Genomic DNA, 15499 nt, shown 5'->3' with positions numbered 1-15499 from the left:
TCCTTTTTCGAGGGTTTGTGATGTGATGACGCGCAGATGTAACAGAGGAATGTCGCTGCGACCAGAGCTAGAGCGGCGCGCAGGCCTGTTCCAGCCAAGCGCGCGCCTGATCCGAGACACGAGGGCCGATTTTCTCAAGTGTTTCAGCGTGGTAGGCATTGAGCCATTGGCGCGTTGGCTGATCCAGCATATCGATCACGATCAGCCGTCGGTCAATGGGCGCAAAAGTCAGCGTGCGCCAGTTCAGCATGTCGCGGTGCGCATCTCCACCCACTGGCGGGGTGGCTTCTTGCGCCACGATCAGGTTCTCGATCCGGATGCCAAACGCCCCTTCGCGGTAATAGCCCGGCTCGTTTGATAGGATCATGCCCGGTTGCAGCACCACCGTGCCGACGCGGCTTAACCTTTGAGGGCCTTCATGCACGGACAGATAGGCACCAACGCCGTGCCCCAACCCATGATCAAAATCCTGATACGCGTACCAAAGAGGGGCCCGCCCGATGGCCTCGATATCGCGGCCCGCAAGCCCTTTGGGCCAGTTCAGTCGTGACATGGCGATCATGCCCATCAGCACGCGGGTAAAGGCGGTGCGCGCCTCATCCGGTGGGGTGCCGATTGCAATGGTGCGGGTGATATCCGTCGTTCCATCCAGATATTGCCCGCCACTGTCGAGCACAATCAGGTGCCCGTCCTGCAGCAGGCTGTCGGTTTCTTCGGTCACGCGGTAGTGCATGATCGCGCCATTGGGTCCGGTGCCCGCGATGGTCTCAAAGCTGATGTCCTGAAGCGCGTTGTCGCGGCGGCGATAGGTCTCAAGCTGGGTGACAACCTGCGTTTCGTGCAGGCTGCCGGGGTCTTGGCCGTCAAGCCAGCACAGCAGTTCAACCACCGCCGCCCCGTCGCGCAGATGTGCCTCGGCGCTGCCTGCGATTTCGGCATCGTTCTTGCAGGCCTTGGGCAGGGCACATGGGTCATCGCCCCATTGCACCCGATCGCCCACCGCATCGGCTACAACCACGGGCACCGAGGATTTGTCGAGCAGGACCGGTCCCTCAAGCCCGGTCAAATGATCCAGAAACGCCCCGGGGGCATGACACATCACGTCGGCCCGGAGATGATCGCGCACATTATCCAGCTTGGACGGGTCCATAAACAGATCAACCGCACCCGAAGCGTGCAACACCGCGAACCCTTGGGCAATCGGGTTGCGCGGGATATCTGCGCCCCGAATGTTGAGCAGCCAGCACAGGCTGTCAGGCAAGGTGATCACCGCCGCAGTGGCCCCTTGGGCGCTCAGGGCTTTGCCCAGCCGGGCGCGCTTTTCACCATGGGATTCGCCCGCAAATTCAATGGGGTGCACCTTGGCAGGTTCAGCTGCGGGGGCGGGTTGATCCAACCAGATGCGATCCACGAGGTTGGGACTTTGCACCAACTCCACGGCTGACCCCTCAAGGGTCTCGTGGGCTTGTGCGATCTGTCCGGGGGTGTGCAGCCACGGATCAAAGCCGACGCGGCCCCCATCGGGCAATTGGTCGCGCAGCCAGTTGGCCAGCGAGGTTTCAGGCCATGGTACGGGGGTGAAATCGGACGCGACCTGCGCCTTGACCTGAGTGCGGTAGCGTCCGTCGATGAACACACCTGCGATGTCTTTCAAAACCGCACAGAACCCGGCAGATCCGGTGAACCCGGTCAGCCATGCCAGCCGCTCATCTCGGGCCGAGACATATTCGCCCTGATGCGCATCTGCGCGGGGTACCAGAAACCCATCCAGCCCTTCCGCTTCCAGTTCGCCGCGCAACATGGACAGTCGTGGCGGACCCTGCTCAGGCCGTGCCGTGACCTCAAAGCTCTGAAACATGATCCACCTTCATCTTGCCAAATAAACTCCCCCAGAGGGCCGATCTCAGCTTGCGCGCCGCATCCCCATTACGCGCGCCCGTGCCCGCGGATCGCTGTCAAAAAGCGCAGCCAACTGCTCGGTCATCGCCCCGGCAAGCTGTTCCACATCCGTGATCGTCACCGCACGATCATAATAGCGGGTGACATCATGCCCGATCCCGATGGCCAGCAACTCGACCGCCTTCTTGCGCTCGACCATGGCGATCACGTCGCGCAGGTGTTTTTCAAGATAGTTGGCGGGGTTCACCGACAGGGTACTGTCATCCACAGGCGCGCCATCCGAAATCACCATCAGGATCTTGCGCGCCTCGGGGCGACCCATCATGCGGCGATGGGCCCATTCCAGTGCCTCGCCGTCGATATTTTCCTTGAGCAAGCCCTCTTTCATCATAAGGCCCAGATTGGGGCGTGCGCGCCGCCATGGGGCGTCGGCGGATTTATAGATGATGTGGCGCAGATCGTTCAGACGGCCGGGCTGGGCTGGGCGGCCTTCGTTCAGCCACGCCTCACGGGCGAGGCCCCCTTTCCACGCGCGGGTGGTAAAGCCGAGGATTTCGACCTTGACGTTGCAGCGTTCCAGCGTGCGGGCCAGAACGTCGGCACAGATCGCGGCAATCGAAATCGGGCGACCGCGCATGGAGCCGGAATTGTCGAGCAGCAGCGTCACGCAGGTATCACGAAACTCGGTGTCTTTCTCGACCTTGAAGGACAGGGGCGTGGTGGGGTTCGCCACAATCCGCGCCAGACGGCCCGCATCCAGCGTGCCTTCTTCCAGATCGAACTCCCAGGACCGGTTTTGCTGGGCTTGCAGGCGGCGTTGCAACTTGTTGGCCAAGCGGCTCACGGCCCCTTTCAACGGCTCAAGCTGTTGATCCAGATAGGCGCGCAGCCGTTCCAATTCGACGGGCTCAGCCAGATCAGCGGCGGAAATCTCTTCGTCATGGGTGTCGAGATAGACGCGGTAGTCGGGATCGGCCTCGGACACGGGTTGTGGGGCAGGGGGTTCAAGCGGGGCCTCGCCATCGGGCATCTCCGCTTCTTCGCCCATCTCCTGATCGGCCATGTCATCCATGGACACCTGTGCCTGGCTCGCATCCTGTTGTTCTTCTTGCGAACTTTCCGGTGTGCCTTCGGCCTCTTCATCGTCCTGATCGTCCTGGCCGGTGCTGTCGGGATCCTGATCCTCGTCCTGGCCTTCTTCGGCCTCGTCTTCCTGATCCTCGTCGATCCGGTCAGGGTCATCGCCCAGTTGATCGCCATAGCCAAGGTCGGTAATCACCTGCCGGGCAAACCGGGCAAAGGCGGCCTGATCATCGAGAATTTCATCCAGGTTCTCAAGGGTGCCGCCCGCCTGATCCTCGATAAAGCCGCGCCACAACTCCATCGCGTTCTGTGCACCGCCGGGCAGGTCGCGACCCGTGGCAAGGTGGCGCACAAGATAACCCGCGGCGGCGGCCAAAGGCACATCGCTGGCTTGCTTGCATTGTTCATAACCCCGGCGCATCGCATCATGGCTGATCTTGGCGTCGATGTTTCCGGCCGTGCCCGGCATGTCGCGCGCGCCCATCGCCTCGCAGCGCGCGGTTTCCATCGCCTCATAAAGATCGCGTGCCATTTCACCTTGCGGGGAATAGCGCGAATGGGTCTGCCCGTTGTGATAGCGGCGGTGGAGCGCAAGTGCATCCGCGGTGCCGCGGGCCAGCATCACCTCGTCGCGGGTCATGCGGCGGCTGACTTGGGGCAGACGCATCGCATCGCCCGACACGCCCGAGGGATCGACCGAATAGCTGACGTTCAACTCGGGGTCATTGGCCATGACCTTGGTGGCCTCGGCGAGCGCCTTTTTGAACGGATCGGCGGGGTTGTCGTTTTGCGTGCTCATTGTCCGACCTCTTTTAAAACGCCCGCTGATATCAGTTCAAGACGCAGCGCTTCGCAGTGCAGTGTCGCATCCACGGTGGCGTCCCATTCGGGGCCTGTCATATTGCCGCCTGTTGCAAGCAAGGCATCGGCTCTGCTGTCCCAGTCTGTGCGGCCTTGATGCCGCGTCACTTCTACCTGATCGCGGTTGTCTATGTGCCTGACGATCTCGGCGAATGTCGCCTCATTCTTGGCAATGACAACGCTCATGTCCGAATATTCAGCGGCGCGCATGATGTATGCCTCCGCTTGACCGACGCAGTTGGCAAATTCGAGGGCAACATCAGCGATGGCCGCAATGGCGGGCGTCGCGCTAAGCGCGCAAACAGCCATTGCGATCCGCATCACCCCAAGCTCACGCTCGCTGCTGACTCCGGCAGTTCCTCATCAAACAGACGCTGATAGAACTCAGCCACCGTCTGGCGCTCCAGCTCGTCGCATTTGTTCAGGAACGACAGGCGGAACGCATAGCCCACATTGCGGAAAATTTCAGCGTTTTGCGCCCACGCGATCACGGTGCGTGGCGACATGACTGTCGACAGATCGCCGTTCATAAACGCGGTCCGGGTGAGATCGGCGACGGTCACCATCTGCTTGACCGTCTTGCGCCCCTCGGCGGTGTTGTAATGGGGGTTCTTGGACAGCACGATGGCTGTCTCTGCATCAATACTGAGGTAATTGAGCGTCGCCACAAGCGACCAGCGGTCCATCTGGCCCTGGTTGATCTGTTGCGTGCCGTGATAAAGGCCGGTGGTGTCACCCAGACCCACGGTATTGGCGGTCGCAAAGATGCGGAAATAGGGGTGGGGTTCGATCACCTGGTTCTGATCCAGCAGGGTCAGCTTGCCGTCCACCTCCAGCACACGCTGGATCACGAACATCACGTCCGCCCGGCCTGCATCATATTCGTCAAACACGATGGCGGTCGGGTTGCGCAAGGCCCAGGGCAGGATTCCCTCTTGGAAATCAGTAACTTGCTTGCCGTCTTTCAACTTGATGGCATCCTTGCCGATCAAGTCGATGCGGGAGATGTGGCTGTCGAGGTTCACACGCACCGCAGGCCAGTTCAGACGGGCAGCGACCTGTTCGATATGGGTCGACTTGCCCGTACCGTGATAGCCTTGGATCATCACCCGGCGGTTGTGCGAAAACCCGGCCAGAATGGCCAGCGTCGTGTCAGGATCAAACTTGTAGGTGCTGTCGATGTCAGGCACGCGGTCGGAGTTTTCGGCAAACCCCCTGACCATCATGTCACTATCAATGCCGAAGACGTCGCGAACCGAAATCTCTTCGCTTGGTTTTGCATTGATATCCATCGCGCCGTCGGCCATCTCGACTATCCCTTATAAATCGTAAGGCGCGCCATGCAGCGGCGCGCCAGTTGTGGTGCAACATAACGCGGCCAAGGGCAAGGGGAAGGGGAAAATCAGGTCTGCAACATTGCGTGTTTCCGCACAAGCACTTGGGGCACAGGCGTGGATTAAACGTGCTTTCAAGGGGCGGGCGGCGGACTAGTCCAGTTGAGAAAAACGCTATGCCAGTGGGCGCGGAGGCGCGGCCCGCTATTTGAAATTCCGGCTTTCCTTGATCTGATCCCAGGCCCACACGACCTCTTGCAGCTGTTCTTCCTGGCTGCGATCGCCGCCATTCATGTCCGGGTGCAGCACTTTGATCAGGGCCTTGTAGGCTTTGCGCACCTCGGCCTTGGTCGTGCATTGGGCGGCGTCCAGAATTTCAACGGCGCGCTTTTCGGTGGGGGGCAGCTTGCGCCCGCCGCCGGGCTTGTTGCGGCCCGGGTTCTGGGTGGAGTTGTTGCCCAGCACCTGATGGGGGTCTTCGATACCCAAACGGGCCCATGCGCGCGCCTCGGGGTCGGTCATGGGTTTTGTCGCGCGTTCCCACACCTTGTCCTTTGATTGTTGGGCGTTGATTTCGGCCTCGGTCGTGCCGTCAAAGAAATTCCATTTCAGGTTATACTCGCGCACGTGCTGCTGGCAGAACCAGAAAAAATCATCCAGCACATCGGGCGCTTTGGGCGCGCGGAACTTGCCCGCCTCTTCGCAACCGTCATGGTCGCACTGGCGCACAGAGGTCTCGGACGCCCCGGACATACCGCGCCGTCCGCGCGGGTTTTTCTTTTTCGCCGACGAGACGGACATGTCAAAACCAAAGGGATCAGATTTGCGCATAAGGGAGGTCCTTTCCGACTCGAGGACAGGAGTTTAGACTTGTGGGGTGAGAGTGGAAGGGGGGCAGGAAAAAAAATGTCAGTTCGGCAGGAAATAGAAGATCAATTGCGCGCGTCGTTTGATTTGCGCGAGGTCGAGGTTGTGGATGACAGCGCGTCCCATGCGGGTCATGCAGGAGCACCCGCAGCGGGTGAAAGTCACTTTAACGTCATGCTGCGCACATCTGAATTCAAAGGGAAATCCCGGATCGCGCGGCACCGCGCGGTTCATGCAGCCCTTGGGGCTGACCTGATTGGTCGCATCCATGCCCTGGCGCTTGACCTGGGCGATTAGCCGTCGGTTTTTTCACCGTCCGCTGTATTGCGCTGTGTCGCAAGATTCTTGAGCGACGTGGTCATGCCCGCCACCTCGCTGGTTTCTTCGACGCCGTTGTCGGGCAGCATATCGGTGGCCCCTTTGCCGGGCGTGAATGTGTCGTCTGATTTGGCGTCTGAACCTTCGGGCTCTGCGGCAGTGGCGTCCTCGCCTGTACCCGCGACCTCGGGCACCGGAACCAGAGCGGGTGGGGGCAGCAATTCCGATTCGAAATCGTCCATCGGGTCGGCCACGGCGCGGCGGAACACCATGACATTGCGCCACTCGGTCGTGGATCCGGTCAGGCCCGCACGTTCGGTGGAGGGCAGGGTTTCGGCGCGCTGAAATTCCCAGCCCTCGCCGCCCATCTCGTTCATCAGGAGTTCAAGCGCGTTGGCAAAGCGCCCTTCGGGCCCTTTGACGCCTTTGCCTTTGACCCCTTTGGTGGGGGCGGGCACGACTTTGTATTCCCAACCGGACATGCTTGACCCCTTGTGTCGGATGCGTGTCGCAGGCGTATAGCGACACGGGCGCGCGGTGAAAAGGGGTATGCGCAGTGCTCAGCGCCGCTTGATCCCGATGCTGGCCCCCATCCGCTCGGGGCGGGGAAAAGAGGCGTGCGCGCTTGCAAGGGCGCTCACCTTCGCCAGCACATCGGCGGGCATCGGGGCAACACGCGGCCCCGATTGATCCACATGCAGTGTCATCGCCTCACCACAGGCGGCAAGCCATCCGTCCGCATGCCAGATTTCCTGATAGGAGTGGAAGCGTTTGGCATCAAAATCAACGAGTTGGAAGGTGACAAAGACCGGATCGTTCACATGCAATTCGCGTACATAACTCAGATGAAATTCCGCTGTGTAGGTGGTGCATCCCGTCTGCTCCAGATAGTCGGGCCCGAACCCCATCAGCGGATAGACCTGATCGGCCCCTTCATCAAACAACACGTTGTAATAGGCCATGTTGAGATGCCCGTTATAGTCGATCCATTCGGGTTTCACCGTCATCTGTTCGGATCGAAACGGGGTGGTCATGGGCGGCTCACAGCATTGCAGTTTTGCCGAGCCTAGGGCAGAGCAGGGGGCAAGACCACCCATCCCGGAGCGGATATGACCACTGACGACGTGCAGGCCCAGTACGAGGCCTATCCTTACCCCGAGCGCAAGCCCACGGACGAGCGCAGGCGGCTGATCACCGGCTCGCCCTCGCTGCCGGTCGAGATGGATCACTGGCTGTGGGGCGGGTCGCGGGACTGGTCCGTGCCCCTGCGCGCGCTGGTGGCGGGCGGGGGCACCGGGGACGCGCTGATCCAGCTGGCGCAGATGCTGAGCGATGCGGGTCGTCCTTACGAGATCACCTATCTGGATATGTCTGTGGCGTCCCGCCGCATTGCCGAAAAACGTGCCGAGGTGCGCAAGTTGAGCGGCATCACCTTTGTCACGGGATCATTGCTGGACGCCGGGGATTATGGCCCGTTCGACTACATCGATTGTTGTGGCGTGCTGCATCATCTGTCCGACCCGCAAGCTGGATTTGATGCGCTGGCGGGCGCGCTGGCCCCGGATGGCGGGATGGGGTTGATGGTCTACGCGCCCCATGGCCGATCCGGGGTCTATGCTTTGCAAGCCGCGTTCGGGCAGTTGTTTCAGGGGCTGGAGCCGCGCAAACGGCTCAAACGTGCCAAGGTGGTGTTTGCGTCACTGCCCGAGGGTCACCCGTTTAAACGCAACGTCCGGGTGGTGGATCATCAGCAAGGCGATGCGGGGTTTTACGATCTGCTGCTGCACAGTTCGGACGTGCCGTTTTCGATTGCCGATCTGATAGGCGCGCTTGAGGCGGCAGGGCTGGACTTTTCCGGCACGCCGCAGCCGATGCTGTATGATCCCGCCCCGTTGGTGGGTGAGATGCCCGGGATGGATGCGGTCGCACGGATGCAACTGGCCGAAGACCTGCGCGGCACGTTCAAGACCCATGTGATCTATGCCCGGCCCAGGGGACAGGTGATCGCACCGCCCTATGGTCAGCCCGAAGCAGTGCCGCATCTGCGCGATGTGTCGGGCACACAGCTTGCGCAACACGTAGCCGAGACGGGGCGGATCACGGTGGACACGGCAGGCGAGGCGTTTGTGTTCAAGGTGCCGCGCGCGGCGGCCTCGGCCATCGCGCTGGTCGATGGGCGGCGCAGCCTGGCGCAGATCGCCAAAGGCTCCGGCCTGTCCGGGTTCGATGAGGTCTGGCCACAGGTCGAGGCAGCACTTTGTGCCTCTGGCATGATGCACTATTCGCGCTTGCTGGTGTGATGGGTGAGGTGGGCAATATTGCCCACCCTACGTCAACCGTTCAGCTTTTTGGCAACCAATTCATTGACGGCCTTGGGATTGGCCTTGCCGCCCGTTGCCTTCATCACCTGACCCACGAACCAGCCCGCGAGCTTGGGGTTTTCCCGCGCCTTTTCGACCTGGGCGGGGTTGGCCGCGATGATCTCGTCCACCGCCGCTTCGATCGCGCCGGTATCCGTCACCTGTTTCATGCCGCGCGCCTCGACGATGTCGGCGGGGTCGCCGCCTTCGGTATAAACGATCTCAAACAGGTCCTTGGCGATCTTGCCCGAGATGTCACCCTTGGCGATCAGGTCCACGATGCCGCCCAGTTGCGCGGGGGATACGGGGCTGTCGGTGATATCGCGGTCGTCCTTTTTGAGACGGCCAAAGAGTTCGTTGATCACCCAGTTGGCCGTCTGTTTACCGTCGCGGCCCTGCGCCACCTCTTCGAAGAAGGCTGCGGTGTCCACTTCCGCCGTCAGCACTGAGGCGTCATAATCCGTCAGCCCGAAATCGCCCATGAACCGGGCCTTTTTGGCGTCGGGCAGTTCGGGCAGGTTCGCGGCGATCTCGTCCACCCAGGCCTGTTCGATCTCCAAAGGCAGCAGGTCGGGATCGGGGAAATAGCGGTAGTCATGTGCCTCTTCCTTGGAGCGCATGGACCGCGTCTCGCCCTTGTCGGGATCATAAAGCCGGGTTTCCTGTTCGACCTTGCCGCCGCCTTCGACGACGGCGATCTGGCGGCGCGCCTCGACTTCGATGGCTTGCTGGATAAAGCGCATGGAGTTCATGTTCTTGATCTCGCAGCGCGTGCCGAGATGGGAAAAGTCCTGGGTTTCCTGATACTTTTCGTAATCGCCGGGCCGACAGATCGACACGTTCACATCCGCGCGCATCGCGCCGGACTGCATATCGCCATTGCACGTGCCGAGGTAGCGCACGATCTGGCGCAGCTTGGTGAGGAACGCCGCCGCCTCTTCGGGGCCGCGAATGTCGGGACGGCTCACGATCTCCATCAACGCGACGCCCGTGCGGTTGAGATCGACAAAGGACATGTTGGGATCCATGTCGTGAATGGATTTCCCCGCGTCCTGCTCCATGTGGATACGCTCGATGCGCACGAGGCGCGCCACGCCCGCGCCCATCTCGACCAGCACTTCGCCTTCGCCGACGATGGGGTGGTACAACTGGGAGATCTGGTAACCCTGCGGCAGGTCGGGGTAAAAGTAGTTCTTGCGGTCAAAGGCCGAGGTCAGGTTGATCGCCGCCTTGAGGCCAAGGCCCGTGCGCACCGCCTGTTCGACGCAATATTCGTTGATGACGGGCAACATGCCCGGCATGGCTGCGTCCACAAATGCGACATTGGCATTGGGTTCGGCCCCAAACCGGGTCGAGGCCCCCGAGAACAGCTTGGCATTGCTGGCGATCTGGGCGTGCACTTCCATCCCGATCACGAGTTCCCAGTCGTGTTTCGCCCCGGCAATGGTTTTGACTTTGGGGGTGTCGTAAGTGAGGTCCAGCATGGTCTCGTCCCGTGTGATCGCGCCGCTTTCGGTTCGGGATAGATCAGGGCGTGATGCGCCGCAAGAGGGCGCGACGATTGCACACCTTAAGTGAGCCGCAATTTATGGCAGAGTATAGCGATGCAGATTGACGAAATCCCAACGCCCGAAGGCAGCCTGATCGCTGAGTACGCACGTCGTGCAGGCCACTATACGGATTGCTTTGAAACGCCTGTGGCTGTGCCGGTCTTGTTGCCTGATTTCATCACCGCCTTTTACACCCAGCCCCTGTTTCGTGCCGAGCGGGTTGTGCTGCGCCTGCTGGCGCGTACGCCCAGCACAGATGCGGAGGTGGCCGCGCTGGCGACCGGGCAGGGCGACACATTCGCGGTCTGGCGGCTCGAAGCACGCCGCGACGATCAGATTTTACTGGCCGAGCGGTCGGGGCGCACGTTGTCCTGGTTGCAAGCCGCGCCAGATGCGCTGCGCTTTGGGTCGGTCGTGGTGCCAGTGCCTGGACGGGGTGGCGCGCCCACGCTTGGCCCAGTGTTCCAGAGTCTTGCGGGCGCGCACAAGGTCTACTCCCGCGCGTTGCTGTCGGGGGCTGCGCGCAGGGTTACCCGCTGACGTTCTTGCAGGAAATCGGGGGTGGCCACGACGACCTATCATCGCGGCCCAGAGGGTTACATCGGTGATGCTATGGGTGCGCATTGGGCCTAAGGGTCGATGCGAGAGAACACACTGGATACGGGCGCGGCGCGGATTGCACATGATGTGCTGCAAGGTGCGCCGCCCGACCGGGCACCTGCCTGACGCCGTGATCATCCCCTAAAATCTGGACAACGTGCGCGGCGGTTAGCCTGGCCGCATCTCGGCCCCTTTGTCGGTGAAGACCACCCGGTTGCCCGCACTGAGTTCGCGGCGGAACACACCCGTCAGATAACGCAGGGCGTCCGCATAGCCCGAAGCGGCAAACGTATCGGCGCAGCGCACCCGCAACGCATTGTCAAAGCCGCGCGCGGCATGGGCCCATAGCATCGGATGCAATTCGGTCAGATGATCACGCACGATCCACACTGCGGCCTCCGCGATCTGGGCGCGCACATAGTCGGTCTCATCATGTCCGGTGGGCATGGAGCCCATCGTATTGGCGCAATAGGCCGCGAGCAGGTTGACGGTATGCTGATCGGGTGCATGGCGCAGGATATCGTGCAGCCCGTCGACGAAGAACGCGATGTCAACGCGCAGGCAGGCCTCCGTATCGACAGAGATCGCGTCCAGCATCATCCAAGTGTATCCACCGGCCCCCCAGATGTCATGGGTCCGGCCCGCCACGCGCCGCGCTTCCAGCTCAAGCCGGGCATAATCACCATGCCAGCGGGGCAGCAATTGCGCGCCGAAAGCCCGCAGCGCCTGCGCATTTTTCGGATCAAGGTCGATCCAGGTTTCATATTGGGTGACGGTGTGGCGCACGGCCCCGCCCCGGCCAGATGACAGTGCACAGGCGGTTGCCGCCAGCAGGGGCGATCCGGCAATGCAGTCGGCGCGGTCATTCACGATGTCAGCGGCCCGATCGAAATGGGCAGAAAAGGCTTCGCGATTGCGGGCGGGCACTTCGATATCCCAGCCTGTCCCGCGCCACGCCCAGCCAATGTCCATATGGGCCTGTGCCACGATTGCGGACAGGATCGGGTTCGTGGGGTCCCCGGCCAGCACCTGTTCAAGCGCTTCGATCCCGGCCAGCAGAGGGGCCCCCGGCGTGGGCCGCCCGGACAGCAGCGCGTGCTCGGCAGCACCGACCACATCGGCGCGCGCGCCATAGGCCATCAGCTCGGCTACGGGTTTGCCGCCCGGGGTCTTGCGCCGCGCGCTGTCAGCTTGCGCGATCTCCTCCGTCAGCTGCCCCCAATCTTCGGACCGCGCAAGTTTCAGGCCGCGCGCCTGATGGGCGTCGCGGGTGCGTTCCTCGGCTGTGGGATCGGGGCAAGGGATCGAGAGGGCATCATCCAGAACAGCCGCAACCTGTGCCGGGGGCGCTTTGGGCCGGGCCTGCCGGACATGTTGCAGAACGCCATCATGCGCCATGTCCAGACGCGTGAGCGAAAATCGATCACGTATATGCACCAAGGGTCCCAGAATGCGTTCTGCAAATGCCATCATCAACCATCCAAACTGTTTACCCGTCCTAACTGCGCGCAAATTGGGTCACAATTCGGGCAGGGTGGCGTCAAGTTCACGAAGTTTCGGCGGTCCATATGTGCACATTCCCGCGCAGGTTTTGACAATAATCGCCATGCGTGCCGATTGTCGCTGATGGGGCCTCAAATGGGCGAAAAGGTGCGTGCTGCGTGCTGGACAGGGGCGTGCGCACGCCAACATACTGCGCGCCCATGAGATATGTTGTTACCCTCGCCGCGCTTTGCGCATGCTTTGCTGTGTTCGTGCCGCCTGTGCAGGCGCAGGACGCGCCGTTTGACGGGCTGCGCCCGCCCGCCCGTGAGGGCAACGTACCCCGCACCCGGTGGACCCATCAGCCCGGTCATGTCTTGTGGAATCGCGCGGCCAATTCGGCCCTCAAGACCCACGGCCGCCCGCTGGTTGACCTTGTTCCGGCGGACATTGAGACCTGGTGCCCGCGCTATGAAACGGCGTCGGACCGGGATCGGCGCGCTTTCTGGATCGGGTTTCTCTCCGCCCTCGCCAAATATGAAAGCACCTATAAGCCCCGCGCGGTGGGCGGTGGCGGCAAGTGGTTTGGGTTGTTGCAAATCCTGCCGGCCACGGCGCGGGGATACGAGTGCAATGTGGGGACGGGTGAGGCCCTCAAGAACGGGGCTGCGAACTTAAGTTGCGCGGTGCGCATCATGGCGGTGACCGTGCCGCGTGATGGTGTGATCTATGGCCCCGGCGGGCGCGGGGTTGCGGCCGATTGGGGGCCGATGCGATCCAAGGCGAAACGTGCGGATATGGCCGGGTGGTTGCGCCGCCAGACCTATTGCGCCCCGATCGATGCAGTGCGGCCCCAATCGCGCCCGCGGGTGTTGGCTGCTTCTGAGTAGGGTGGCGCGTTGAATCGCCATTATTTCTCAATGAGGTAGGGGTTCATTCCGTGATCTGATCTTTGATCGTGTCCCATATTTCGGGATAGGTCAGCAGCAGCAGGTGTCCGTGCCCCTCGACCAGCTTCAGGTTGGCATCTGGCAAGGTGTCGGTGAAGCGTTTGGTGGCTCTTGGTGGAAAGACCGGATCGACCGCACCATGGTAATAGGTCAGTGTTGCCCCATTTGCAGCGTCCGGATCAGGATTGGTCCACCGTCTGAGTGCGCGCGTGTGACGTCGTCCCAACCCCTTGTCCGGCAGCGTGATCCGGTCATCATTGGCCGCGACCAGGGCGTCAGCGGCTTGGGACGTTGTGGGGCTGACATCAGCGTCCGGCCCATATGCCAGCCTGCGATAATATGCGAGCCAGACCTTGCGCGGGTTCAGGCTGCCTGTGCGGGCGGCGGCGGCCACTGTGCCGCCTGCGCCGCGCACCCCGGCGAGGATTGGCTGGGGGGAAGGCAGTGCTGAGGATATCGCGTGTACGTACACATCCGTATTGGGGCTGATCTGGCGGATGCGCTTGGCCGCCTCCAGCGCGATGACGGCCCCTGTCGAATGCCCGATCAGGTCGATCCGCGTCAGCGCGTGATCACGGGTCAGCCGCGCGATGCGGGCTGCGGCCTTGTCGATCACCACCCACTCGTTATCGGGCCGCCCGTCAAAGCCGGGCAGGCGGTAATATGCGACGGCGCGGGTTCTGGTCCTGAGGCTTTCAAGCGGGGCAAGCACCCGAATGGAGGTGAACGCGCCGGGCACCCCGATCACTGCGTGGTTGGCTGTGTCAAACGCGCCGGGTGCGAAGGTTAGCGGGTCGGTCGTGTTGAATTGCGCGGGCACACCGCAGCCTGCGCCCCAAAGGAGGGCGGCAAAGAGGGCCGCGCGCTTCATCCCAGAAGTGAGAAGTGGTGGCGTTGCACATCGATTGCGCGCAGTTTCAGTGCGGCCTCGAATGTATCTGAGGGGGGCGTGGCCTCAAGCGGGATACGGACCTTGCGCCCGGAGGTCAGCACCGCACTGGCCCGTACCGAAAAGTCGAGCCGGGTGTCGAGCCGGATGTGGCTGATCTTGTCCCAGATAATGTCGCCGGTTTGCCGCCCCGCAAACCAGCGCAGCCCCTCGGTTTCCAGTGACAGGCCCGCCCGTCGCCCCGAGAACAGGTCATATAGGGCAGGGGCCGTTGCCAGTGCGATCAGCGCCATCAGCCAGAGTGCCGCGTCCAGATAGGCGATGGCCAGCAGGATCGCGCCCCACACCCCAAGCACCGTCATCAGCGTGCGTCGGTTGCGCCCCGTGGTTTCGTATCGGTAGGGCGTCATGCCGCCTAACGCCCGCCGGTCACATCAAGGGTGGAGCCTGTCACATAGCTGGCCTGATCCGAGGCCAGCCAAAGGATGGCGCGCGCGACCTCTTCGGCGGAGCCTTCGCGTTTCATGGGCACCATATGGGCCAGCTTTTGGGCGCGGCCTGGTTCGCCCCCCTTGGCGTGCAGCCCTGTATCGATCAGGCCGGGACGGACCGACATCACCCGGATACCGTCCGCTGCGACCTCGTCCGAGAGCCCCTTGGTGAAGGTGTCGATCGCCGCTTTGGAGGCGGCGTAGTCGATATACTGGTTTGCCGATCCGAGCCGTGCGGCGGCGGAGGAGACGTTGATGATGGCCCCGCCCGTGTTTCGCATCCGTAAAACAGCTTCCTTAGCCACCAGCATCGCCCCGATGACGTTCACGTTCATCATCTGCGTGAGCCGCGCGTGTGTCATGTCCGTCAGTCTGGCCGATTGCGCCACGATCCCCGCGTTGTTGATCAACGTGTCGAGCCGTCCGAACGTGTCGTCGAGTGTTTTGAAGATGGCCGCGATATTGTCGGGGTTTGACACATCCCCTTGTGCCAGCACCGCTTTGGCCCCTGCGGCTTCGGCCTCGGCCTGTACCGCCCTGGCACCGTTCGTATCGGTGCGGTAGTTCAGGACCAGATCGTAGTCGGGGGCGGCCAGCCTGGCGCAGGCGGCTCCGATTCCGGCGGAGGCACCTGTGATAAGGCAAATGGGGCGTTGGGTCATAGGCTGGGCCTTTTGTCAGTTGAGGGTGGGGTCGGGGTGAACCGTGCGCCGAGTGGTTCCGGGGTGTCGAGGCAGCTCAAAGGGTGCGGCACGGTCTTGGCGCGCCGTTTCGGGGGGACTGTCGCGGTATCAGGCATCAGGCGGGTTTCGCCT

Annotated in this window: 16 protein-coding genes; 4 read left to right on the top strand and 12 right to left on the bottom strand. The window is 62.2% G+C overall.

Annotated elements, in window-relative coordinates; all coding sequences use genetic code 11:
* Positions 1–67 precede the first annotated feature (67 nt).
* From Q0859_RS06405 to Q0859_RS06385, 5 genes are all read right to left on the bottom strand, one after another.
* The gene (locus Q0859_RS06405; RefSeq protein WP_299148799.1) at positions 68–1858 is read right to left on the bottom strand and encodes an aminopeptidase P family protein; all 1791 of its coding nucleotides are present in this window, start codon (positions 1856–1858) and stop codon (positions 68–70) included.
* A 45-nt stretch (positions 1859–1903) separates the two neighbouring features.
* On the bottom strand, positions 1904–3781 hold the full coding sequence (gene cobT, locus Q0859_RS06400) for a cobaltochelatase subunit CobT (RefSeq protein ID WP_299148797.1): 1878 nt from the start codon (positions 3779–3781) through the stop codon (positions 1904–1906).
* The gene (locus Q0859_RS06395; RefSeq protein ID WP_299148795.1) at positions 3778–4053 is read right to left on the bottom strand and encodes a hypothetical protein; all 276 of its coding nucleotides are present in this window, start codon (positions 4051–4053) and stop codon (positions 3778–3780) included. Before Q0859_RS06395 ends, cobT begins: the two co-directional genes overlap by 4 nt.
* A 110-nt stretch (positions 4054–4163) precedes the next feature.
* Positions 4164–5150: a cobaltochelatase subunit CobS gene (gene cobS / locus Q0859_RS06390; protein ID WP_299148793.1), complete on the bottom strand. Its 987-nt coding sequence runs from the start codon at positions 5148–5150 to the stop codon at positions 4164–4166.
* 231 nt (positions 5151–5381) lie between these two features.
* A complete protein-coding gene (locus Q0859_RS06385) occupies positions 5382–6008 on the bottom strand; it encodes a DnaJ domain-containing protein (protein WP_299148791.1) in 627 nt (208 codons plus the stop codon).
* 75 nt (positions 6009–6083) lie between these two features.
* On the opposite strand from Q0859_RS06385, the gene Q0859_RS06380 reads away from it, so the two are divergent.
* Complete coding sequence (locus tag Q0859_RS06380) at positions 6084–6341, top strand: BolA/IbaG family iron-sulfur metabolism protein (RefSeq protein ID WP_299148789.1); 258 nt, start codon at positions 6084–6086, stop codon at positions 6339–6341.
* Here the strand turns inward: Q0859_RS06380 and Q0859_RS06375 are convergent.
* On the bottom strand, positions 6338–6844 hold the full coding sequence (locus Q0859_RS06375) for a DUF4177 domain-containing protein (protein ID WP_299148787.1): 507 nt from the start codon (positions 6842–6844) through the stop codon (positions 6338–6340). The genes Q0859_RS06380 and Q0859_RS06375 overlap by 4 nt on opposite strands.
* A 78-nt stretch (positions 6845–6922) precedes the next feature.
* Positions 6923–7396 carry a thioesterase family protein gene (locus Q0859_RS06370; RefSeq protein WP_299148785.1) on the bottom strand — a complete coding sequence of 158 codons (474 nt, stop codon included), beginning with the start codon at positions 7394–7396 and terminating at the stop codon, positions 6923–6925.
* Positions 7397–7471: 75 nt separating this feature from the next.
* Between Q0859_RS06370 and Q0859_RS06365 the strand changes: the two genes are divergently transcribed.
* Positions 7472–8662, top strand: coding sequence for a class I SAM-dependent methyltransferase (locus Q0859_RS06365; protein WP_299148783.1), 1191 nt, complete (start codon positions 7472–7474; stop codon positions 8660–8662).
* 32 nt (positions 8663–8694) lie between these two features.
* Here the strand turns inward: Q0859_RS06365 and gatB are convergent, their stop codons facing one another.
* A complete protein-coding gene (gene gatB, locus Q0859_RS06360; RefSeq protein ID WP_299148781.1) occupies positions 8695–10206 on the bottom strand; it encodes an Asp-tRNA(Asn)/Glu-tRNA(Gln) amidotransferase subunit GatB in 1512 nt (503 codons plus the stop codon).
* Positions 10207–10326: 120 nt separating this feature from the next.
* Here gatB and Q0859_RS06355 point away from each other — a divergent pair, with 120 nt between their 5' ends.
* Complete coding sequence (locus Q0859_RS06355; RefSeq protein WP_299148780.1) at positions 10327–10812, top strand: hypothetical protein; 486 nt, start codon at positions 10327–10329, stop codon at positions 10810–10812.
* Between the two features lie 228 nt (positions 10813–11040).
* Here the strand turns inward: Q0859_RS06355 and Q0859_RS06350 are convergent, their stop codons facing one another.
* Positions 11041–12345, bottom strand: coding sequence for a hypothetical protein (locus Q0859_RS06350; RefSeq protein ID WP_299148778.1), 1305 nt, complete (start codon positions 12343–12345; stop codon positions 11041–11043).
* Positions 12346–12575: 230 nt separating this feature from the next.
* Between Q0859_RS06350 and Q0859_RS06345 the strand changes: the two genes are divergently transcribed.
* Positions 12576–13244, top strand: coding sequence for a transglycosylase SLT domain-containing protein (locus Q0859_RS06345; protein WP_299148776.1), 669 nt, complete (start codon positions 12576–12578; stop codon positions 13242–13244).
* A gap of 43 nt (positions 13245–13287) precedes the next feature.
* Here the strand turns inward: Q0859_RS06345 and Q0859_RS06340 are convergent, their stop codons facing one another.
* Genes Q0859_RS06340 through Q0859_RS06330 form a run of 3 tightly spaced genes read right to left on the bottom strand, consistent with a single transcriptional unit; the run spans position 13288 to position 15346 of the window.
* Positions 13288–14175: an alpha/beta hydrolase gene (locus Q0859_RS06340; protein ID WP_299148774.1), complete on the bottom strand. Its 888-nt coding sequence runs from the start codon at positions 14173–14175 to the stop codon at positions 13288–13290.
* On the bottom strand, positions 14172–14603 hold the full coding sequence (locus Q0859_RS06335; protein WP_299148772.1) for a hypothetical protein: 432 nt from the start codon (positions 14601–14603) through the stop codon (positions 14172–14174). The genes Q0859_RS06340 and Q0859_RS06335 overlap by 4 nt, the downstream gene beginning before the upstream one ends.
* A 5-nt stretch (positions 14604–14608) precedes the next feature.
* Positions 14609–15346 carry an SDR family oxidoreductase gene (locus Q0859_RS06330; RefSeq protein ID WP_299148770.1) on the bottom strand — a complete coding sequence of 246 codons (738 nt, stop codon included), beginning with the start codon at positions 15344–15346 and terminating at the stop codon, positions 14609–14611.
* Positions 15347–15499 lie beyond the last annotated feature (153 nt).

Origin of the sequence: uncultured Tateyamaria sp., assembly GCF_947497045.1 — a bacterium.
GTDB lineage: Bacteria > Pseudomonadota > Alphaproteobacteria > Rhodobacterales > Rhodobacteraceae > Tateyamaria.
The sequence above is the reverse complement of the archived record's forward strand: the minus strand, read 5'-3'. Positions and strand labels throughout refer to the sequence as shown.